This is a genomic window from Haloarcula marina (genome assembly GCF_024218775.1).
Lineage (GTDB): Archaea > Halobacteriota > Halobacteria > Halobacteriales > Haloarculaceae > Haloarcula > Haloarcula marina.
This window is the reverse complement of record NZ_CP100404.1, coordinates 2,285,266-2,304,179: the sequence shown is the minus strand read 5'-3', so window position 1 is coordinate 2,304,179 and position 18,914 is coordinate 2,285,266. Positions and strand designations below refer to the sequence as shown.

The following is an 18,914-nucleotide window of genomic DNA, read 5'->3' as shown; positions in this document are numbered from 1 at the left end:
CCGGTCGGCCTATTCGAGGTCGAACCGGTCGTTGGTCATCACTTTGTGCCACGCGTCGACGAAGTCCTGCACGAACTTCTCCTCGGCGTCGTCAGCGCCGTAGACCTCCGCGATGGCGCGGAGTCGGGAATGGGACCCGAAGATGAGGTCCACGCGGGTCCCGGTCCGCTCGACGTCTCCCGTCTCGCGGTCGCGACCCTCGTACACCTCTTCGGCGTCCGAAGCGGGTTCCCACTGGGTGTCCATGCTGAGTAGATTCGCGAAGAAGTCGTTGGTCAGCGTCTCCGGGTGGTCGGTGAAGATGCCGTGGTCGGCGTCGCCGTGCGTCGCGTCGAGCGCTCGCATGCCGCCCACCAGCACCGTCATCTCGGGCGGCGTCAGGTCGAGCAGGTCGGCCTTGTCGACCAGTAGTTCTTCGGCGGGTCGGTCGGCGTCGTCGCTGCGGTAGTTCCGGAAGCCGTCGGCGTCAGGCTTGAGCGCCTCGAAGGACTCCACGTCGGTCTGCTCCTGCGAGGCGTCCGTCCGGCCCGGTTCGAACGGCACTTCGATGTCGTGCCCGGCGTCCTGTGCCGCTTGCTCGACTGCGGCGTTACCGCCCAGCACGATGAGGTCGGCGAGCGAGACTTTCGTTCCGTCGGAGCGGGAACTGTTGAAGTCGTCCTGAATCGCTTCGAGCGTGTCCAGCACGGTCGACAGCTGTTCCGGCTCGTTCACCGCCCAGTTCTTCTGGGGTTCGAGGCGGATGCGCGCACCGTTCGCGCCGCCGCGCTTGTCGCTGTCGCGGTACGTCGATGCCGACGCCCACGCCGTCTCGACCAGTTCGGCGATAGAGAGGTCCGAGTCGAGGATTTCGGCTTTGAGGTCCTCGATTTCGTCCTCGCCGACGAGGGCGTAGTCGGCGTCGGGGACAGGGTCCTGCCACAGCATCTCCTCGTCGGGAACCTCCGGGCCGAGGAATCGCTCGGGTGGACCCATGTCGCGGTGCGTCAGTTTGTACCACGCCTTCGCGAAGTTGATACCGAACGCCATCGGGTTGTCCTGGAAGCGCTCGATGATTTCCCGGTAGTCCGGGTCCTTCTTCAGGGCCACGTCGGTCGTGAGCATCATCGGGGTTTGTCGCTTCGACTCGTCGTGGGCGTCGGGGACGGAATCCTCCAGTTCGTCGCCCTTCGGTGCCCACTGCCACGCACCGCCGGGGCCTTTCTCCGGTTCCCACTCGTAGTCGAGTAGGTTGTCGATGTAGCCCATGTCCCACTCGATGGGAGACTGTGTCCACGGCCCTTCGATACCGCTGGTGATCATCTCCCCACCCTTGACCGAGCCGTCTTCGTTCTCGTTCTCCCACCCGAAGCCCTGTGACTCGATGGGGGCCGCTTCGGGTTCGGGACCGAGGTTCTCGGGGTCGTCGGCGCCGTGGACTTTCCCGAACGTGTGGCCGCCGGCGATGAGTGCGGCCGTCTCCTCGTCGTTCATCGCCATGCGGCTGAACGTCTGTCGGATGCGCTCTGCGGACCATTCGGGGTCCGGTTCGCCCTCGGGACCTTCCGGATTGACGTAGATGAGTCCCATGACGGAGGCACCGAGCGGTTCGTCCAGCACGTCGTCCTCGTCGAAGCGGTCCCACGTCTCCATCTCGTCTTCCGGGCCCCAGTTGACGGCCTCGTCGGGGGCGTAGGCATCCTCGCGGCCCCCGGCGAACCCGAACGTCTTCCCGCCCATCGATTCGATGGCGACGTTTCCGGCCAGCACCATCAGGTCCGCCCACGAGAGGTTACGGCCGTACTTCTGCTTGACCGGCCAGAGGAGTCGCCGCGCCTTGTCGAGGTTCGCGTTGTCGGGCCAACTGTTGAGCGGGGCGAAACGCTGTCGGCCGCCTGCCGCGCCGCCGCGGCCGTCGACAGTGCGGTACGTGCCGGCGCTGTGCCACGCCATCCGAATGAACAACGGACCGTAGTGGCCGTAGTCCGCGGGCCACCAGTCCTGTGAGGTCGTCATCACGTCCTCGATGTCCGACTTCACCTCGTCGAGGTCGAGTTCCTCGAACGCCTCGGCGTAGTCGAACGCTTCGCCCATCGGGTCGTCTTGGCGAGCGTTCTGGTCGAGAATATCCAAACTCAACTGTTGTGGCCACCAGTCCGTATCGGAGCCGTTCATCACTCGCCGGTTGTTGCTTTCGCCTGTTAAAGTTGTCTAATGCGGAAATAAATTTCTTCTCCTGTCTAAGCAATTCATAGACTTCGTGAAGTTTTGTGTGCAGTATCCCGGACGCGTGCGCTGGTGTCACCGTGTCGCGCTGGGGCCGGGTCGGGCGAGGCGGCACGACCGACGAATCCCGCAGGGAGAGGGTGTCGCCGGTCGCGAGACCCGGACTAACCGTGCTTCAGACTGCCGTACTCGGTTCCTGATTCGCCGCAGAAGTGCCCCACCGCTTTGCCTCGACGACGCGCGCTACCGCGCGGCGTCGGTGGAGACCGTCTCCCAGTGTTTCATACGCCGACGTAGTCGCCGTCGAAGTCGCGGAACAGTTGGAGTACCGGTTCTATCTCGTTCCACTTCGGTCCCGTGTGAATCTCGCCGCGGTCACGCTTTCGCTCGATGTAGCCCATCTGTTCGAGTTTCGGCAGGTGCATGTGGTGCATCCTGACGCTGGTCGCTCGCGGGTCGTCGTGGAACACGTCGTCGAGCGTGCCTCCAGTCTCAAATGTGCGCATACCGGGCAGCGGGTTCTGTTCGAGGAGCGCCAACAGCAGACCGCGTCGATGCCGGTCCCGAATTGCGTCAAGCGTTCGGTCGAGGGTCTGACTGTTGCCCATAGTCTCTGTATTGGTCTCTGCACTCATCCCGGGAGTGCTTGGTCTACCAACTCCTATATATATAGGGTGCCAAGAGCGCCGCGCTCCGGTGGCACCTCTCGCCGCCGAATCGTCACTCGACAGGTGCCAAATCCTCGTCTGCGGCGGCAGTGATGAGCGTGTTCTCGACGAGTGCGACGATGGCGCGACGCAATCGCTCGGTGACGGCTTGGTCTGAGATACCGAAGATATCGGCGAGGTCTTGGGTCGATATCCGACGGGGGATGGAGTAGTACCCGTCTCCTACGGCCTGTATGAGCGTCTTACGCTGGGACTCTGTGAGTCCGTACCACGGCCCGATTCCGGGTTTCGTCGGGTTGTATACCTGTCCGAGTTCTATCGGGATGTCGGCGTCGACACAGTACTCCTGAAACTCCGCGAGGCGGTGGTGGTCTGGGAAGCGGATTTCGAACACCCATCCCTCGTTCGTCCCGGTCGCGCTCAACAGATTAGCCTGTGTCTCGAAAATACCCTGAAAGAAGGCGTCGTTAGACACTTCCCAGTCCAGCGCGTACAGCGCCTGCTCGCCGTGGCGGCTCACCTGCGTGAGGCTGTCGACGGACGAGTGGTCACGAATCGTCGATTCGAACGTGCGTTGGTCCTGGTCGTAGACGATGAAGAAGGGGACCGCACGCTCTCCGAGTGGGACCAGATTCTCGAGTTCGATGGTGGTCCCGTGGGTCATCTGTAAGATACGCCCCAGTTCGAACGCTGAGGCGGGCAGTTGTAGAGTAGCGATGACGGGCATGACCGTTCGTATAGAGTAGGTGGCCGACGGGTGTAAATATAGGTGGCTTGGCACACCATACTCCGAATACCTACTTGGCAGACCATGGTGTTCGATAGGTGTATCTGTCTGGGAGGCGTCGATTCAACCGGACCGAACGCCCTTCACGGAGAATCAGTCTTATCGGAACAGACTCGGGGAACCACCCTGCTTCGGGTTGCGGATATCGGCCCGGAGATACACCTATGACACGTGACCAGTTGGAGGACGTTCCGTTAAGCACCACGGCGGAGTTCGAGGACGTGCTGGCGGAGGCAGTCGAGAGGGCCCTCGCAGCAGGGGTCGAGGTACGCGGTGCGTGGGTGTTCAAGACTCCCGGTTCGACCCATCACTGGGAGGTCGAAATCCTCGAACTACTGAAGGAACCGGACGGCGGGGAGTGAGTCGGGGACACCCCGTTCTGTCGACGGAGTCGTCGTGTGCCGTCACGAGCGGTCTGTCTCGTCGACGGCCACCACGGCGACCGTAGAACGACCTATTCTCGTCCGCCGAAGCAGTCATGCGTACTGCCGTCCCCGTGCGGGGTCACTCGCTGGATAGCTGTCTCCCTCGGGCGACGACGTACAGCAGGACGACGCCGGTGCCGACGGCGAGGACGAACTGCCCGAGGAGGGCGAGTATCGCGCCGATTGCGGAGTTTCCGAGCGCGAAGAACCCGAGTCCCAGAGGGACGAGAGCGACAGCGACGAAGACGCCGACGAGTTTCGCCAGCGGTATCGCTTCCGCGAGAATCTGGTCGGTGTCCAGTTCGTTCGTCACCGGGTCGACGAAGGGGGGTTGGGAGGGCATACAGCGTCTCGTCTCGACCACTCGATACGTGTCTTGTGGTCTCGGCAGGGCGACACCGGACGGATTATGCCCGTTCGGACACTTCCACAGGTGTGACAGACTGGCCACCGGTCGACCCCGCGGACGCGACGGCGGTCGCCGAACGACGTGACGAACTGGTCGCCGCGGTCCGGGACCACGCGGGCGGACTCGCCTACCAACTCGCCCGCCTGAAGGGCGGGGACTACGGGCAGAAAGCGGTCGGGACCGACCGCGGCGAGTGGACGGTCAAGTACGAGGGCGGGGACCTCGAATACCTCCGATTCGACCCCAAGCGCGGGTCGGAGGTGTACGTCGTCTCGACGAAGCAGGACCCGGAACCCGAACCGCTCGCGGACGCCCTCGTCGACTACCCGGCGTTCGTCGCGGGATTCAACGACTACGTGCACTCGATGGACGGCGTCTTGGACGACGTGGTGACCGACTTCCCGAGCGTCGAGACGACCGACGGCGTCGTCGCCGAACGCGACCGCGTCCTCGGCCGCATCCGGGAGGTGTGCGACCGCATCGCGGGCGAACTCCAGCGCTACGAGGGCGGCGACTACGGTAGCTACGCGACCCGCGTCGACGGGACGCGCTGGGAACTGAAGTGGGAGGGCGCGCGGGCGTCCTATCTCCGAGTCGGCGGCACGGGCGGCCTGTATCTCCTCTCGCAGTACGAACCGCCGTCGGCCGCGGACATCCGCGAGTACGCGCCCCGATTCCGGGGATTCGTCCGGGCGTACAACGACCACGTCGCCGAGTTGGAGTCGGACCTGGGGACCGTCGAGTTGTGAGGCGGAGAACGTGGCAACCGGGCGGTCGGTAGACCTATCCGTCCGGGTCGCCCCTACCGAACGTGGATTCTCACGACGTTCGCGACGAGTGGGCCGACCGGTCCGGCGAGTACTCGCCGACCTACTACGCCCACTACGGCCCGGACGAGACGAGCGAGTTGGTGCGGTCGATTATCGCGGACCACTGCGGACGGGAGGCGAGCGTACTGGAAGTCGGGTGTGGCGTCGGCCGCCACCTCGCGGCCCTCGTCGACGCCGGGTTCGAGGACGTGACCGGCATCGACGTCAACGGCGAGGCACTGGACGTACTGGCCGACACGTACCCGGAGTTGGCGGCGGTGGGAACGTTCGAGGAGACGGCTATCGAGGACTACGCGCCCGCACAGGCCGACGACGCCTTCGACGTGGTGTTCTCGGTCGAGACGTTACAGCACGTCCATCCCGACGCCGCGTGGGTGTTCGACGACGTGGCGCGCATCGCCGGGCAGTTGCTCGTGACCGTGGAGAACGAGGACGGCGAGGACGGTGCGGTGAACTACGTCGACGACGACCTGCCACTGTTCTATCGCGACTGGCACCGCGTGTTCACCGAACGCGGGATGGTCGAAACCGAGTCGGCCGAGCGGAAACGCGATACGGTCCGGGCCTTCCGCCCGGACGAGTGAGTTCGAGGTCAGTCTGCGCCGTGCCGCGGGACCCACCCGCAGTGACGGCACGTCTCCACGCCCAGTCGGCGGCGGACCCGAGTCCCGCAGGCGGGACAGGTCGCGGACGTGGGGACGTGCTCAGTCATCGTCGCCGGTGATTATGTCGGCCGAGAGGCCCTGTGCCATCCGTATCTCTTTCGAGTTGTTCAGCGTCCACGCCGTCCGGTCGGTGACCGCCTCGATAATCTCGCGGGCGGAAGGGAAGCCGTTGCCGGACTTCTTCACGCCGCCGAACGGCAACTGAACTTCCGCGCCGATGCAGGGGAGGTTGCCGTAGGCGAGGCCGATTTCGGCGTGGTCGCGGTAGTAGTTTATCTGCCGGTAGTTCTCCGAGACGATGGCTCCGGCGAGGCCGTACTCCGTGTCGTTCTGAATCTCGACGGCGCGTTCGATGTCGCCGTCGTACTCCAAGAGCGCGACGTGCGGGCCGAACACTTCCTCGTGCGTACAGCGCAGGTCGGCGTCGGGGTCGGCCTCGTAGACGAACGGCCCGACCCAGTGGCCGTCTTCGTGGCCGTCCGGAATCTCGTCGGCGTCGAGTTCGGTGCGGTCGACGAGGACGTTGACGCCTTCCTCGCGGGCGAGTTCGTTGTAGCTGGTGACCTTCTCGCGGTGTTCGGCCTCGATGAGCGGCCCCATGAACGTGTCCTCCCGGAGGGGGTCCCCGACGGCGACTTTCGAGGCCACGTCGACGAACCGCTCTTTGAACTCGTCGTAGATGTCCGTGTGGACGACGAGGCGTTCGGAGGAGACACAGCGCTGGCCGGTCGTCTTGAACGAGGACATCACCGCCGAGTGGACGGCGATGTCGAGGTCCGCCTCCTCCGTGATGACGACGGCGTTCTTCCCGCCCATCTCGCAGGCGGCGCGCTTCCCGGAGACGCCTCCGACGGCGTCGGCGATTTTGTGACCGACTTCGGCGGACCCGGTAAAGAGGACCGTCTCCACGTCGTCGGACTGAACGATGGCGTTCCCGGCGTCGCCGTACCCGTGGACCATGTTGAACACGCCGTCGGGCACGCCCGCCTCGTCGAACAGTTCGGCGATGACCTGCGCGCATCGGGGCGTCTGCTCGGCGGGTTTGAACACGACGGTGTTGCCCTCGACCAGCGCGACGGCCATGTGCCAGTAGGGGATGGCGATGGGGAAGTTCCACGGAGTGATACACCCGACGACGCCGCGGGGTTTCCGACGCATGTAGGCGTCTTTGGCCGGAATCTCGGAGGGAACCACGTCGCCGCTTGGGTGGCGCGCGTCTCCGGCCGCCCACTCGACCATGTGGGCCGCTTCGACCACGTCGGCCCGGCCCTCGCTTATCTCCTTGCCGCACTCGCGCGTGACGATTTCACCGAACTCGTCGACGTTCGCTTTCAGGTCGTGGTACACGTCCCAGAGGTATTCGGCGCGTTCGACGCGCGAGAGTCCGCGCCACTCGTCGTACGCCTCGTCGGCGGCGTCGACCGCTCGTGCCACGTCCTCGGGCGTCCCGCGGTGGAACTCTCCGAGGGTGTCGCCCGTCGCCGGGTTGGTGCTCGTGAACGTTTCGGTCCCCTCGCCGGAGACCCATTCGCCGTCGATGTAGTGCTGATGTGTCGCTCCCATTGAACGATGCTATGACCCGGATGCGTCAATAAGGCCATCCGACCATGGACGGGTCCTTTCACGCCGTTGGTGTGTTCGGACGGCGGCGCGCGCATTCGGCCTGACGACTCACCGACACCCGACCATGGGAGGGTCGGGTCTTGTTAAACCGACACACACATGATTACCGCATGAGTAACTCTGCTATGGCCGTCAACGAACAGGTACCGGGGACGCGACTGACCCTCGACCTCTGGCACCCGGACTGCTGGGCTATCGAGGCGACCGGCGAGGTGGGTGGCGGCGTGTTGGCGCACGCCATCTACAACTCGCCCCAGACGAGCGGCGAGATGCCGTCGTCGGTCAACGGCCTGTTCACCGCCTTCGGCGACAGCGAAGCAGAAGTCGAGGCGCTCTTAGAGAAGATACAGGCGTCCGATAGGGCGGGTGACCTCCAGCAACTCCAGGAGCGGTTCGGCCGCCAGCGAAACGCGCCGGGAAACGTCGTCCGCGAGTTCTTCCTCGAATACGACCCCGACGACATGGTGTGTCCGACACTCCTCGAAAACGGGTTCGTCCACAGCGCGCCGGTCCGCATCGAGGACGGGCGCGAGGAGTGGCAGGTGTGTTTCGCCGACGAGCGCTCGAAGATAGAACCGGCGCTTGAGAGCGTCCGCGAACAGGCCGGTGCGGAGGTGAGCGTCGCCGCAATCACGGCCTCCGAACCCGCCGGGTCCGAACGCGACCAGCGTCTCGACTCGCTCACGGCCGCCCAGCGAAACGTCTTCGAACACGCACAGGAGTCGGGCTACTACGAGTGGCCTCGCGAGGTGTCCACCCGCGAACTCGCGGCCGACATGGACGTTTCGAAGACGACGCTGTTGGAACATCTCCGAAAAGCCGAGGCGAAACTGCTCGACCCGTGATTACCGGCCGACGACGGCCCGCAACGCGAACAGCGCGTTCCCCTTTCGCTCCCTGATTCGTCGGTAGAAGTACGAGAACCACTTGGTTCCGTACGGGATGTACTGATACACGTCGATTTCTTCGGCGAGTTCGAACTGCGCCGTCTCTCTGACACCGGTCAGCATCTGGACCTCGAAGGGCGTCCCGTACTCGGCGTGGAGTTCGCGGGCGTGGCTCACCATCGCCGGGTCGTGACTGCCGACCGCGATGCCGTCGTCGAACTCCCGGAACATGAATTCGAGGTCCTCCCGGTACGCTCGGTCGACGCGGGCCTTCTCGCGGTAGGCGATGTCGCCGGGTTCGTCGTACGCCCCCTTCACCAACCGGACCTTTCCGGGCAGGTCCGCAAGGCGTTCGAGGTCGTCCCGCGTCCGTTTGAGGTTCGCTTGGACACAGACGCCGACGTTCCCGTCCGTCTCCCGGGCGTGTCGTTCGAACGCGTCCAGCGTCACGTCGGTCGTCTCGTGGTCCTCCATGTCTATCCAGACGAGGCAGTCGGCGGCGTCGACGATGCGCGCGAGGTTCTCTTCGAACACCTCGTCGCCGATGTCCAGTCCGATCTGACTGGGCTTCACCGAGATGCACGAGTCGGTGTCTCGCGCCGCGAGTGCGCGGACGAGGTCGACGTACGCCTGCGCGTCCGCGTCGGCGTCCGCGCGGTCGTCGTAGTGTTCCCCGAGGAGATTGAGGATGCCGCGCACGCCGCGCCTGTTCAGGTCGTCGACGTGGGCCATCGCCGCCTCGGGCGTCTCGCCAGCGACGAAGTTGCTGGCAATGGGTGGTATCATGGAGACGGCTCAGGCCTAAACCCACCTATAACGGAACCCGACCAAATGTTTCGGCGACGCTCGCGACGGATTTAAGCCGGTTGCCGGGGCCTGAGCGACCAGTCCCGTCCATGGTCGGGACGAGGTTAACGGGGGATATAGTCATTGATGCACATAGACATGGTGTCTCGAAAACCGACGGACGAGCTGAACCGCCGAAAGATGCTGAAGGTCGCGGGACTGGCCGGACTCGGTGGACTCGCGGGGTGTGTGAGTACGACAGACGACAGCGACGGCGGCGATGGCAGCGACGGGAGCGACGGTGGCGATGGCGGTGGCGGCGGTGACACAGAGAGTACCGAGACGGAGGGCGGAGACGGCGGGAGCGGAGACTCGGGACCGTACAATATCGGGATGGTCAATTCCCTCACCGGGTCGCTGTCGGCGTTCGGTGAGCGAAACCAGCGCGGGAAGGAACTCGCCCTGGAGGCCGTCAACGACGTCGGCATCGACGGCCGCGAACTGGCCATCATCGAAGAGGACTCCGAGAGCGAGAGTCAGGGCGGCGTCTCGGCGGCGCAGAAACTCGTCAACCAGGACGGCGTCCCGTTCCTCATCGGGGCCGTCGGGTCCGGCGTCTCGCTGGCCATCTACGAGAGCGTCATTCAGGGAACCGACGTGGTTCAACTGAGTCAGAACTCGACGGGGCTCTCGCTCACGGACTTCCCCGGCCTCCTGCGGATGTCACCGACGGGGCGGACCCAGTCGACGGCGCTGGCGAACATCATCGCCGAAGACGGCTACGACAGCGTCGCCGTCACGTACGTCAACAACGACTACGGCCAGAGCCTCACCGACGCCTTCGTCGAGGCGTGGGACGGCGAAATCGCCTACAACAGCCCCCACGACCAGGAACAGCAGTCCTACTCCAGCGTCGTCTCCGAGATGAACAGTTCCGGGGCCGACGCGTGGCTGTTCATCACCTATCAGGCCGAGTTCGCGACGATGGTCAACGAGGTGTACTCCAGCGGCTACGAGGCCCAGTTCTACGGCGCTGACTCCGTCTCCGGTGACAACGTCATCGAGAACACGCCAGAGGGGAGCATGGACGGCATGAAAATCGTCGTCCCGTCCGCGCCCGTAGAGGAGGACAACTATCAGCAGTTCGCCTCCACGTTCGAGGAGGCGTACGGGGAGCAACCGACCGCGTGGTCGGCCTACGCCTACGACTGCGTGGTCGTCGCCGCGCTGTCGATTCAAGCCGCCGACGAGTTCACGGGCGCGGCCCTCCAGCAGACGGTCCGCGACGTGACCAGGCCGGAGGGCGAACAGGTCGATTCCTTCGAAGCAGCCAGTCAGATACTCGCCGACGGCGGCGGCCCCGACGACGTGGACTACCAGGGCGTCAGCGGCCCCATCGACTTCGACGAGAACGGTGACCCCGTGGGATTCCTGCAGATTCTGACCGTCGAGGACCACGATTACGTCGGAACCGGCTTCATCGAGTCGTAACTCGACCAATGGTCTTCGACTATCTCGCTAGCGGGCTGGTGTTCAGCAGCATCATCGTGCTGGGGAGCATCGGGCTATCCCTCATCTACAGCATCGCCGACTTCGCCAACTTCGCTCACGGGGACACGATGACGGTGGGCGCGTACGCGGCGTTCGTCACGTTCGGCGCCGTCGGCGGACTCGGCGGCGCGGTGCTCGGCCTCCCGTACGGCTTCTTCGTGGCGCTACTGGCCGGTATCGCCGTCGCGGCCGTCGTCGCCATCGTCACGGAGAAAGTGGTCTACGAGGGGATGAACGCCGGTTCTATAGAACTGCTCATCACGTCTATCGGTATCGCGTTCATCTACCGCGCCATCATCCAAATCGGGTTCGGCGCGGACTTCACGCGCTATCAGATTCAGTCGCTTCGCCCTATCGAGGCGCTGCTCCCCTACGGGGTTCGAGTGACGGTCCACGACGTGGCTATCGTCGCCTCGGCCGCCGTCCTCGTCGGTGGCCTGCACGTCTTGCTCCAGTACACCGACCTCGGGCGGAAGATGCGGGCGATGGCCGACAACCCGGACCTCGCCCGTATCAGCGGCATCCGAACCGACCGCATCAAACTGTGGACGTGGATACTCGGCGCGGGACTCGCCGGGTCCGGCGGCGTCTTCCTCGGCCTCTACAACCAACTGTCGCCCCGGATGGGGTTCAACCTCCTCCTGCTCATCTTCGCCGCGGTCATCCTCGGCGGCATCGGGTCCGTCTACGGCGCGATGCTCGGCGGCTTCCTCATCGGCATGATAAACCAACTGACGCCGGTGCTGTCGGACATCAGGCTCCTGACCGACATGGGGGCGCTGTTGCCCCTCGTCCCGGACAGTTTCGGCATCACCATCGGCATCGAGTACGCCAACGCCATCGCCTTCGTCATCATGGTGGCCGTGTTGCTCGTCCGGCCGAACGGCATCGCCGGGGAGGCGGTCTGAGATGCGGGTCGTCTCCGACCCGCGGGGGTATTGGGCGGACCTCACCGGGGCCGAACGGGCCGTCGTCGCGTTTATCGTCGGGTTCGCGGCGCTCCTCGTCGTCGGCCTGCTGACGGGAGCGCTCGCGCCGACGTACTTCCTGTATCTCGTCGGCATCGCCGGGATGTACTCCCTGCTGTCGTTCGGGCTGAACTCACAGTGGGGGTTCACCGGCCTCATCAACTTCAGCGTCGCTGCCTTCTTCGGTATCGGCGCGTACGGGACGGCGCTGATGAGCGCCAGCAGTTCGCCCATCGCGGGCGGGTTCGTCCCGGTCGTCGGCCTGCTCGTCGCACTCGTGGTGGCGGCGCTCCTCGCGCTGGCTATCGGGATTCCGACGCTCCGACTGCGGGCGGACTACCTCGCCATCGCCTCGCTCGGACTGGCCGAAGTCGTCCGACTGGTCGTCCTCAACGAACGGCAGTGGACCAATGGGAGCGCGGGCGTCCGCGGCATCCCGCAGTTCTTCGAGGGGTGGCCCGTGCTGGCCACGCTCCCCCAGACGATGCCGGGACTGGTCGTCAGACCGCTCCCCGGAACGGAAATCGTCTTGGAGACGCCGTTCTGGAGCGCGCTCCTGAACGTCGTCGTCGTTCTCGGGTTCGTCGGCGGCAGTTACGCTATCCTGCGGCGCGCCCACCGCTCGCCGTGGGGCCGCGTCCTCCGGACGATTCGCTCCGACGAGGACCTCGCGCGGGCGCTGGGGAAGAACACGTACGGCTTCAAGATGCAGTCGTTCGTCCTCGGGAGCCTCATCATGGCGCTGGCTGGCGTGTTCTACGCCCACCTGAATCTGTTCGTGAGTCCCGGCGACTTAGACCCAGTGACGACGTTCTACGTCTGGGTCGCCGTCATCCTCGGTGGCAGTGGTTCGAACCGCGGGGCGCTGTTCGGCGGGTTCGTCATCGTCGCCATCCGCGAGGGGACGCGCTTCCTCAGCGGTATCAGCAGTTTCGTCGTGGACCTCGGCGTCGTCGCCCTCGAGTTCGACCTCAGTTGGCTCACCTCGAACGTCGCGCCGCTTCGCCTCCTGCTCATCGGGGCGCTCATCGTCTTGCTGATGCGCTACCGGCCGCAGGGCGTGTTGCCGCCGCAGCGCGAACTCATCTGGCCCAGCGTCGTCGACAGAGCACCGGGGACGCTGGACTCGGGCGTCCGCGACGTGCAGGCGGGTGAGACCGATGAGTGAACAGACGGAGGTGACGCGGTCGGACACGGAAGCGAATCTCTCGAAAGACGACGTGGTCCTGCGCGTCGAGGACTTACAGAAGTCCTTCGGCGCGCTGACCGCCACCGACCACGCCACGTTCGCCGTCGAACGCGGGACGATTACGGGCCTCATCGGCCCGAACGGCGCGGGGAAGTCGACGCTGTTCAACCTCGTCTCCGGGTTCTACGAACCCGACGGCGGCCGCGTCGAGGTCAACGGCGCGGACGTGACCGGGTTGGAACCGTACGAAATCGCCGACCACGGCCTCATCCGAACGTTCCAGACGCCGCGGAAACTGGAGGGGATGACGGTTCGGGAGGCGATGCTCGTCGGCCCGCGCGAGCAACCCGGCGAGTCGTTCCTGAATCTGTTCTTCAGACCCGGAACGGTCGGGGAGCGCGAATCGGCGAACCTCGAGGACGCCGAGCGCATCCTCGAAGAGTTCGAGATAGACCACCTCGCTACCCAACCAGCGACGAAGATTTCGGGCGGGCAGATGAAACTCGTCGAACTGGCCCGTGCGATGCTCGCCGAACCGGAACTGCTCTTGCTGGACGAACCCGCGGCGGGGGTCAACCCGACGCTGCGGAACAAACTCGCCGAGCAAATTCGGCGTCTCAACGAACAGGGAACCACGTTCTTGCTCATCGAACACGACATGGACTTCGTGATGAACCTCGCCGACCCGGTCATCGTCTTGGACCAGGGGAGCGTGCTGATGGAGGGCGCGCCGAAGGCGGTGCAGACCGACAAGCGCGTCATCGACGCCTACCTCGGGGGGAGTCCGTGACCATGTCCGACGACGCGATTCTCGAACTCTCGCACGTCGACAGCGGCTACGGCGAGGTGCAGGTCCTCGACGACCTGACGCTCCATCTCGAACGGAACGAAATCGTCTGTCTCATCGGCCCGAACGGGGCCGGGAAGTCGACGGTACTGAAGACGGTGTTCGGCATGTTGACGCCGTGGGAGGGGTCGGTCACCTACCACGGCGACGACATCGGCGGGATGGCCCCCGAGGACATCGTCCGGGAGGGTATCGGCTACGTCCCCCAGACGGACAACGTGTTCGGGTCGCTCACCATCGACGAGAACCTCCGCATGGGCGGTGTCGCCCGGTCGGAGGGTCTCGAAGAGGTCATGGACACGCTGTACGAGCGGTTCCCGCTGTTAGACGAGACGCGGTCGGCGAAGGCCCGGACGCTCTCTGGCGGCCAGCGACAGGTGCTCGCGTTCGCTCGCGCGCTGGTGATGGAACCCGACGTGCTCCTCATCGACGAACCGTCCGCGGGTCTCGCACCCAACACCGCCGACGACGTGTTCGGGCACGTACAGGCCGTCAACGACCTCGATACGGCCATCCTCATGGTCGAACAGAACGCGACGAAGGGACTCGGTATCTCGGACCGCGGGTACGTCCTCGACCAGGGGACGGTGCGGTTCGAGGACACCGCCGAGGACTTACTGGACAACGACGACGTGTCGAAACTCTATCTCGGCGGATAGGGCGGGGACGGTCCCACCCCACCGCGTCGAGTGTTCTCTGACTACTCGGGGCGGACGAAACTGATTCTTCGAACGGGGTCGGCGCTGTGGGTGGTGTCGATTCTTCGACTCACCGCGTCGACTCGTCGTCCCTCTCCCACCCCATCGTGTCGAGTGTTCTCGCCCGTTCCGTCGGGAGGGTTCGTCCCGGTTTCGGCCGAAGCCCCGAACCCGGACGTGACCGTCGGCGAAGTCGGACCGGACCATTCACGTTCGCTCGGGCGAAGCGTCCCAAGAGGCCACGCCGTCGTCGACAGAACACTCGACAGGGTGGGGTGGTGTGAGCGGTTCACTCGACGCATTCGACACGGTGGTTTTATACGATGGTTGTCCATACGGTGGTGCAATGGCGAGGTTCACCCGCGACGAAGACGTGTTCCGCGACGAGGACATGCTGCGGGAGGACTATCAGCCCGATTCAATCGCCGCGCGCGACGACGAACTGGCCGCCTACGAGAACGCGCTCCAACCGGTCATCAACGGCGCGCAACCGCGCAACATCTTCCTCTACGGGAAGGCGGGCGTCGGCAAGACGGCGGTCACGCGGTTCCTGCTCTCGCACCTGAAACAGGACGTGGCCGCCTACGACGACGTGGACCTCTCGGTGTTCTGGCTGAACTGCACGAACTTCTCCTCGTCGTATCAGGTCGCCGCGAACCTCGTGAACCTCCTCCGCCCGGCGAACCAGCAGATAAGCACGACCGGTTACCCCCAACAGACCGTCTTCGACATGCTGTACGACGAACTGGAAGACGTTGGCGGGACGGTGCTGCTGGTCCTGGACGAAATCGACCACATCGGCGAGAACGACGACATCCTCTACGAACTCCCGCGCGCCCGGTCGAACGGTTACCTCGACTCGGTCAAACCGGGCGTCATCGGCATCAGTAACGACTTCGGCTTCCGTGAGACGCTCTCGCCGAAGGTCAAGGACACGCTCTGCGAGGAGGAGATTCACTTCCCGCCGTATCAGGCTCCGGAACTGGAGTCGATTCTGACGCAGCGCGTCGACGGCGCGCTCCGAGACGACGCCCTCTCGTCGGGCGTCCTCCAACTCTGTGCCGCCATCGCCGCCCAAGACACCGGGAGCGCGCGGCAGGCGCTCGACTTGCTGTACAAAGCGGGGGACATCGCGCGGACGGCGGGGGACCCACCTATCGTGGAAGACCACGTCCGTGACGCGTCCCAAGAACTCGAACGCGGGCAGATTCGACACGGGATGCGCGAGTTGACACACCACGGCCACCTGACGCTCATCGCGACGCTCTCGCTGGCCTTCGAGGAGGCGATGCCCGCTCGCGTCCGCGAAATATACCCCGTCTACCGCTCCGTGGCCGACCGCTCGGGAACGGACCCGCTGGTCCGTCGACGGATGCACGACCATCTCGCCGACCTCGCGATGGTCGGGATTCTCCAGCGCACCGTCCGCAACGAGGGTCGCGCAGGCGGACAGTACCACGAGTACGAGTTCGACGTGCCGCTAGACCTCGTCTGCGACGTGGTTCGGGAACTCGACGACATCGTGTTGCCCAACGACGTGGCCCGGCATATCTGAGGACGGGGGCGCGGTGTCCGTTGCGGTGAGAACACTCGACACAGTGGGGGGTGTCCCCCGCTGACGCTGTCGTCTGCGATGCCGCTGTCGGTGGTTTCCGCCGCGCGACTGGGGCCGTCGGCCGACAGTTCGGGAACACTCGACACGGTGGGGTGGGACGGGAACGACGCCGCGTTCACTCGCCGCCGCCATCGCCCTTCCCTGCTCACTGTCCGGGAACACTGGACACGGTGGGGTGGGGGTGGCCCCGCCGCCGACGGTGTTCCGTTCGACGACAGTCGTGACGTAGGACTATCAGTACCGGCCGCGTATCTCCCAGTCACCGATGTACGACCACATCCTCGTACCGACGGACGGGAGCGACCACGCCGTCGCCGCGGCCGAGTACGCGGCGTCTCTCGCCGAGGTTTTCGACGCGACGCTGCATCTGCTCACGGTCGTCGACGTGTCGGCGGCGGCCGGGCCGTTCTCGGCGGGCGGCGTCGACGACGAGTATCTCGACCGCCTCGAACGCGAGGCGGAGTCGGCCATCGACGCCCTCGAACCGGCCGTCGCGGGCGTCGACGCTGTCCGGTCGGCGGTGGTTCGGGGAACGCCCTCAGACGCCGTCCTCGGGTACACCGACGAGAACGATGTCGACCTCGTGGTGATGGGAACCCACGGCCGTCGGGGCCTCTCGCGGTACGTCCTCGGAAGTGTCGCCGAGCGGGTCGTTCGCCGGTCGGCGGTCCCCGTGCTCACGATTCGGGCGGAGGGCGCCGGCCAGTCCGTCACGGCCTGTGAGGACATTCTCGTCCCGACGGACGGGAGCGGCGAGGCGACGGCGGCCGTTGCACACGCCGTGGCTATCGCCGCACGGGTCGGCGCGACGGTCCACGCCGTCAGCGTCGTGGACCTCGGCGACGTGGCGACAGGGGCTGAGATGGGCGTGCCGCCCGGACTGGTCCAACAGTTAGAAGAAAACGCCGAGGCCGCCGCGGCCGCCGTCGCCGAGGCCGCGGCCGACGTCGGTGTCGACGCCGTCACCCGCGTGGATGTCGGCCACCCCGCGAACACCCTCCTGGAGTACGTCGAGGACAACGACGTTGACCTCGTGGCGATGGGGACCCACGGCCGGACCGGCCTGGACCGCGTGTTGCTGGGGAGTACCGCCGAGCGACTCGTTCGCCGCGCGCCCGTGCCGGTGCTGACGGTCAGTACGCGCGGACGGACGGAAGGCGGCGGCGACGGTATCGCGGAGTGAACACGCCGTCCGCAGTGCCGGACAACGACATCCCTCGACGGAGACAGGCTCTAACGCCGACGCACTCCGACGCCGACGCACTCCGACGCTGAGGCACTCCGACGCCGACGCACTCCGACGCTGAGGCACTCCGACGCCGACGTACTCCGATGCCGACGTACTCCGATGCCGACGCACTCCGATGCCGACGCACTCCGGCCGGTGGTCATAAGTTATAGGTCGTGCGACACAACTGGTGGTATGGACAGTGACAGCCACGTGGCGATGGACGACGAGGAAATCGAGGCCTTCCTCGGGAACGGCGGCGTCGGCGTGCTTTCGTTGTCGAACGAGACTGACGACCCGCCCTACACGGTGCCCGTCTCCTACGGCTACGACCCAGAGGGCGACGTGTTCTACTTCCGCCTCGCGGTCGGGCCGGACAGTTCGAAACCCGAACTGAACGACCGGGCGGCCTCGTTCGTGGTGCATCGAGAGGAGGACGAGCGGTGGCGGAGCGTCGTCGCCGACGGCCGACTGGAGGACGCCCACGAGGAGTCTATCGCGACTGACACGCTCGACGGCATGGACCGCGTCGAGATACCGCTGATAGACATCTTCGACAATCCGACGCGCGTCGTCTCCTTCGAGTTCTACCGCCTCGTTCCGCGGCACCTCACCGGTCGGGTCGAATCGCGGCCGGGCAACCTCTGAGTCACCCCGGCAGGACGAGGTTGACGGCGGCGACGACCACGCCAGCGAGCGCCATCCGGGCCGCGGCGACGTACCACCGCTGGCCCGAGATGGACCCCATATACGCCCCGAACACGCCGAGGATAGCGATGCCGATACCGACGGCGACGGCCGCCGCCTCGGTCAGTGTCAGGACCGTCCCTTCGAGGAGGAACGGCGTCAACGGGAGGAGGATGCCGACGGTCGGTCCGAGGCCGCTCATGACCGCGTGGAACAGTCGCGCGCCGCGCTGTTGGTGCTCGATACGCGTGTCGTCCAAGTCGGTGAGCATCGCGCGTTCGAGGCGGCGAATCTCCGCGCGCGTCTCGGCGCGCTCTATCTCCCAGACGCTCCAGACGGCCGACGTTCCCAACCCCACGGCCGCGCCGAGGCCGATTTTGACGACCGTCACGCCGTCGGGAACCCCCGAGAGGACCGACCCGATGACGACGCCGATGCAGGTGAGTGTGCCGTCGAACCCGTTGGAGACGAAGTAGCGTCTGGAGATGGAGAGCACGTCCTCGTCGCCGAGGATTCGACGCAGTAGCGAGCGAGGGGAGTCCACGCCGCTCAACTGTCCCGCGGCGTCGGGCGGATGGGGTCGACGCGGTCCCCGCAGGCCACGAGGTCGACTGAGTGGACCGTCCCGCCCAGTTCCTCGACAGTCGACTCGACGGCGTCGGCGTCGAGCGATTCGCCGACGGCGGTGAGCGCGACGTTCTGCACCTCCCTGTCGAGTTCGACCAGCGAGACGGAGACGCCGTCGACCGCCTCGGTCTCGCTGACTCGCTCTGCGAACTCGGGGAGCGGCGGGTCGTGGGGTTTCAACACGTCCAGTACCAACCGTCGAACGGGTGCCATGTCTCT

Annotated in this window: 20 protein-coding genes; 12 read left to right on the top strand and 8 right to left on the bottom strand. The window is 65.5% G+C overall.

The window, feature by feature from the left end:
• Nucleotides 1-9 precede the first annotated feature (9 nt).
• The 3 genes from katG to NJQ44_RS12055 form a co-directional block, all read right to left on the bottom strand.
• Nucleotides 10-2,154 carry a catalase/peroxidase HPI gene (katG, locus tag NJQ44_RS12065; RefSeq protein WP_254271598.1) on the bottom strand — a complete coding sequence of 715 codons (2,145 nt, stop codon included), beginning with the start codon at nucleotides 2,152-2,154 and terminating at the stop codon, nucleotides 10-12.
• Nucleotides 2,155-2,486: 332 nt separating this feature from the next.
• Nucleotides 2,487-2,840 (bottom strand): ArsR family transcriptional regulator, encoded by a 354-nt coding sequence (locus tag NJQ44_RS12060; protein ID WP_254271597.1) that lies wholly within the window; start codon nucleotides 2,838-2,840, stop codon nucleotides 2,487-2,489.
• A gap of 85 nt (nucleotides 2,841-2,925) precedes the next feature.
• Nucleotides 2,926-3,600, bottom strand: a complete 675-nt coding sequence (locus NJQ44_RS12055; RefSeq protein ID WP_348533057.1) for a helix-turn-helix domain-containing protein — start codon at nucleotides 3,598-3,600, stop codon at nucleotides 2,926-2,928.
• A gap of 224 nt (nucleotides 3,601-3,824) precedes the next feature.
• Here NJQ44_RS12055 and NJQ44_RS12050 point away from each other — a divergent pair, with 224 nt between their 5' ends.
• Nucleotides 3,825-4,022: a hypothetical protein gene (locus NJQ44_RS12050; RefSeq protein WP_254271595.1), complete on the top strand. Its 198-nt coding sequence runs from the start codon at nucleotides 3,825-3,827 to the stop codon at nucleotides 4,020-4,022.
• A 142-nt stretch (nucleotides 4,023-4,164) separates the two neighbouring features.
• Here NJQ44_RS12050 and NJQ44_RS12045 read toward each other — a convergent pair whose 3' ends face one another.
• Complete coding sequence (locus NJQ44_RS12045; protein ID WP_254271594.1) at nucleotides 4,165-4,428, bottom strand: hypothetical protein; 264 nt, start codon at nucleotides 4,426-4,428, stop codon at nucleotides 4,165-4,167.
• Nucleotides 4,429-4,520: 92 nt separating this feature from the next.
• On the opposite strand from NJQ44_RS12045, the gene NJQ44_RS12040 reads away from it, so the two are divergent.
• Both NJQ44_RS12040 and NJQ44_RS12035 read left to right on the top strand, forming a co-directional pair.
• Nucleotides 4,521-5,243 (top strand): profilin-fold protein, encoded by a 723-nt coding sequence (locus NJQ44_RS12040; protein WP_254271593.1) that lies wholly within the window; start codon nucleotides 4,521-4,523, stop codon nucleotides 5,241-5,243.
• 62 nt (nucleotides 5,244-5,305) lie between these two features.
• The gene (locus NJQ44_RS12035) at nucleotides 5,306-5,908 is read left to right on the top strand and encodes a class I SAM-dependent methyltransferase (protein ID WP_254271592.1); all 603 of its coding nucleotides are present in this window, start codon (nucleotides 5,306-5,308) and stop codon (nucleotides 5,906-5,908) included.
• 120 nt (nucleotides 5,909-6,028) lie between these two features.
• Here NJQ44_RS12035 and NJQ44_RS12030 read toward each other — a convergent pair whose 3' ends face one another.
• Nucleotides 6,029-7,552, bottom strand: a complete 1,524-nt coding sequence (locus tag NJQ44_RS12030) for an aldehyde dehydrogenase family protein (RefSeq protein ID WP_254271591.1) — start codon at nucleotides 7,550-7,552, stop codon at nucleotides 6,029-6,031.
• A 170-nt stretch (nucleotides 7,553-7,722) separates the two neighbouring features.
• On the opposite strand from NJQ44_RS12030, the gene NJQ44_RS12025 reads away from it, so the two are divergent.
• Entirely contained in the window at nucleotides 7,723-8,457 is a 735-nt protein-coding gene (locus NJQ44_RS12025) for a helix-turn-helix domain-containing protein (protein WP_254271590.1), read from the top strand.
• Here the strand turns inward: NJQ44_RS12025 and NJQ44_RS12020 are convergent, their stop codons facing one another.
• Nucleotides 8,458-9,285, bottom strand: a complete 828-nt coding sequence (locus tag NJQ44_RS12020; RefSeq protein WP_254271589.1) for a proline dehydrogenase family protein — start codon at nucleotides 9,283-9,285, stop codon at nucleotides 8,458-8,460.
• Nucleotides 9,286-9,444: 159 nt separating this feature from the next.
• On the opposite strand from NJQ44_RS12020, the gene NJQ44_RS12015 reads away from it, so the two are divergent.
• The 8 genes from NJQ44_RS12015 (at nucleotide 9,445) to NJQ44_RS11980 (ending at nucleotide 18,029) form a co-directional block, all read left to right on the top strand.
• Entirely contained in the window at nucleotides 9,445-10,776 is a 1,332-nt protein-coding gene (locus NJQ44_RS12015) for an ABC transporter substrate-binding protein (RefSeq protein WP_254271588.1), read from the top strand.
• A gap of 8 nt (nucleotides 10,777-10,784) precedes the next feature.
• Nucleotides 10,785-11,744 (top strand): branched-chain amino acid ABC transporter permease, encoded by a 960-nt coding sequence (locus tag NJQ44_RS12010; RefSeq protein WP_254271587.1) that lies wholly within the window; start codon nucleotides 10,785-10,787, stop codon nucleotides 11,742-11,744.
• Between the two features lies 1 nt (nucleotide 11,745).
• The gene (locus NJQ44_RS12005; RefSeq protein ID WP_254271586.1) at nucleotides 11,746-12,972 is read left to right on the top strand and encodes a branched-chain amino acid ABC transporter permease; all 1,227 of its coding nucleotides are present in this window, start codon (nucleotides 11,746-11,748) and stop codon (nucleotides 12,970-12,972) included.
• Complete coding sequence (locus NJQ44_RS12000; protein WP_254271585.1) at nucleotides 12,965-13,783, top strand: ABC transporter ATP-binding protein; 819 nt, start codon at nucleotides 12,965-12,967, stop codon at nucleotides 13,781-13,783. The genes NJQ44_RS12005 and NJQ44_RS12000 overlap by 8 nt, the downstream gene beginning before the upstream one ends.
• 2 nt (nucleotides 13,784-13,785) lie before the next feature.
• Nucleotides 13,786-14,499 (top strand): ABC transporter ATP-binding protein, encoded by a 714-nt coding sequence (locus tag NJQ44_RS11995; protein ID WP_254271584.1) that lies wholly within the window; start codon nucleotides 13,786-13,788, stop codon nucleotides 14,497-14,499.
• Nucleotides 14,500-14,884: 385 nt separating this feature from the next.
• The gene (locus NJQ44_RS11990) at nucleotides 14,885-16,093 is read left to right on the top strand and encodes an orc1/cdc6 family replication initiation protein (RefSeq protein ID WP_254271583.1); all 1,209 of its coding nucleotides are present in this window, start codon (nucleotides 14,885-14,887) and stop codon (nucleotides 16,091-16,093) included.
• A 325-nt stretch (nucleotides 16,094-16,418) separates the two neighbouring features.
• Complete coding sequence (locus tag NJQ44_RS11985; RefSeq protein ID WP_254271582.1) at nucleotides 16,419-17,336, top strand: universal stress protein; 918 nt, start codon at nucleotides 16,419-16,421, stop codon at nucleotides 17,334-17,336.
• 240 nt (nucleotides 17,337-17,576) lie between these two features.
• Nucleotides 17,577-18,029, top strand: coding sequence for a pyridoxamine 5'-phosphate oxidase family protein (locus tag NJQ44_RS11980; RefSeq protein WP_254271581.1), 453 nt, complete (start codon nucleotides 17,577-17,579; stop codon nucleotides 18,027-18,029).
• A 1-nt stretch (nucleotide 18,030) separates the two neighbouring features.
• On the opposite strand, the gene NJQ44_RS11975 is transcribed toward NJQ44_RS11980, so the two are convergent.
• Nucleotides 18,031-18,612 carry a VIT1/CCC1 transporter family protein gene (locus NJQ44_RS11975; protein ID WP_254274336.1) on the bottom strand — a complete coding sequence of 194 codons (582 nt, stop codon included), beginning with the start codon at nucleotides 18,610-18,612 and terminating at the stop codon, nucleotides 18,031-18,033.
• 5 nt (nucleotides 18,613-18,617) lie between these two features.
• Nucleotides 18,618-18,908 carry a DUF211 domain-containing protein gene (locus tag NJQ44_RS11970; RefSeq protein WP_254271580.1) on the bottom strand — a complete coding sequence of 97 codons (291 nt, stop codon included), beginning with the start codon at nucleotides 18,906-18,908 and terminating at the stop codon, nucleotides 18,618-18,620.
• Between the last annotated feature and the right edge of the window lie 6 nt (nucleotides 18,909-18,914).

Excerpts from the sequence above, each read along its gene's own strand:
- NJQ44_RS12025 (WP_254271590.1), top strand. The coding sequence starts at position 7,723 with ATGAGTAACTCTGCTATGGCCGTCAACGAACAGGTACCGGGGACGCGA.
- katG (WP_254271598.1), bottom strand. The coding sequence starts at position 2,154 with ATGAACGGCTCCGATACGGACTGGTGGCCACAACAGTTGAGTTTGGAT.
- NJQ44_RS12000 (WP_254271585.1), top strand. The coding sequence starts at position 12,965 with ATGAGTGAACAGACGGAGGTGACGCGGTCGGACACGGAAGCGAATCTC.
- NJQ44_RS11985 (WP_254271582.1), top strand. The coding sequence starts at position 16,419 with ATGTACGACCACATCCTCGTACCGACGGACGGGAGCGACCACGCCGTC.
- NJQ44_RS12030 (WP_254271591.1), bottom strand. The coding sequence starts at position 7,552 with ATGGGAGCGACACATCAGCACTACATCGACGGCGAATGGGTCTCCGGC.
- NJQ44_RS12050 (WP_254271595.1), top strand. The coding sequence starts at position 3,825 with ATGACACGTGACCAGTTGGAGGACGTTCCGTTAAGCACCACGGCGGAG.
- NJQ44_RS12005 (WP_254271586.1), top strand. The coding sequence starts at position 11,746 with ATGCGGGTCGTCTCCGACCCGCGGGGGTATTGGGCGGACCTCACCGGG.
- NJQ44_RS11970 (WP_254271580.1), bottom strand. The coding sequence starts at position 18,908 with ATGGCACCCGTTCGACGGTTGGTACTGGACGTGTTGAAACCCCACGAC.
- NJQ44_RS12020 (WP_254271589.1), bottom strand. The coding sequence starts at position 9,285 with ATGATACCACCCATTGCCAGCAACTTCGTCGCTGGCGAGACGCCCGAG.
- NJQ44_RS12045 (WP_254271594.1), bottom strand. The coding sequence starts at position 4,428 with ATGCCCTCCCAACCCCCCTTCGTCGACCCGGTGACGAACGAACTGGAC.
- NJQ44_RS12015 (WP_254271588.1), top strand. The coding sequence starts at position 9,445 with ATGGTGTCTCGAAAACCGACGGACGAGCTGAACCGCCGAAAGATGCTG.
- NJQ44_RS11980 (WP_254271581.1), top strand. The coding sequence starts at position 17,577 with ATGGACAGTGACAGCCACGTGGCGATGGACGACGAGGAAATCGAGGCC.
- NJQ44_RS11995 (WP_254271584.1), top strand. The coding sequence starts at position 13,786 with ATGTCCGACGACGCGATTCTCGAACTCTCGCACGTCGACAGCGGCTAC.
- NJQ44_RS11990 (WP_254271583.1), top strand. The coding sequence starts at position 14,885 with ATGGCGAGGTTCACCCGCGACGAAGACGTGTTCCGCGACGAGGACATG.
- NJQ44_RS12055 (WP_348533057.1), bottom strand. The coding sequence starts at position 3,600 with ATGCCCGTCATCGCTACTCTACAACTGCCCGCCTCAGCGTTCGAACTG.
- NJQ44_RS12010 (WP_254271587.1), top strand. The coding sequence starts at position 10,785 with ATGGTCTTCGACTATCTCGCTAGCGGGCTGGTGTTCAGCAGCATCATC.
- NJQ44_RS12060 (WP_254271597.1), bottom strand. The coding sequence starts at position 2,840 with ATGAGTGCAGAGACCAATACAGAGACTATGGGCAACAGTCAGACCCTC.